At 55.2% G+C, this 610-nt stretch carries 1 protein-coding gene; it reads right to left on the bottom strand.

The features are described 5' to 3' along the window. The coding region (locus M1B78_RS18500) for a site-specific integrase (RefSeq protein ID WP_257941500.1) at positions 1-610 on the bottom strand (610 nt) is incomplete at both ends.

Genomic DNA, 610 nt, shown 5'->3' with positions numbered 1-610 from the left:
CCTGAGTACTGCCAGACGCTGGTTGAATGCCCTTAGTGCCGACTGGTATTCCCGGTATGCCGCTTCCGTACCTTCCTCGCTCTGCAGGATGGGGAACAGATAGGGGTAGTCGGGGTCTCTGTCCGCCAGCATCCTTACCATCTGCATGGCTTCTGGTGTGAGTGACACGGTCAGCGCCCGTCCCGTCTTCCTTCGCCTATAAGAGAGTGTGTTTCCCTGCAAGTCCCTCTTGTGCAAATAGGCCAGGTCCACAAAGGGTATTCCCCTGAGCATGAACATGAGTACGAAGAAAATCCTTGTTTTCTGCCGTGTGTTTGGGAGTTTCCCTCCCTGCAGGCTCTTTTCCGTCTCCCTTACCAGGCAGCCGATATCCGCTGTTTCCAGTGCTTTCTTCCTGTCCGCCCTTGTGCCGGTGTACACATGCTCAAACAGTCTGGGTACATACCGCACCATCTTTCTGTCCACCGCCCGGTTGAAAACCGAGCGTATCGCCTTGATGTAGGTTGACACGGTGTTCCAGCTGCAGTTCCTCTGCCTGAGGAAGTTTTCGAATCTCTTCAGCACGGTGGGGCTCAGCCTGCGCATGGGCATGGGTTGCCCCTTGTTGAAT

This window comes from Bacteroides muris (ex Fokt et al. 2023) (assembly GCF_024704895.1).
GTDB lineage: Bacteria > Bacteroidota > Bacteroidia > Bacteroidales > Bacteroidaceae > Bacteroides > Bacteroides muris.
Note: the sequence above shows the minus strand (reverse complement) of the source record. Positions and strands in the feature narration are given on the sequence as shown.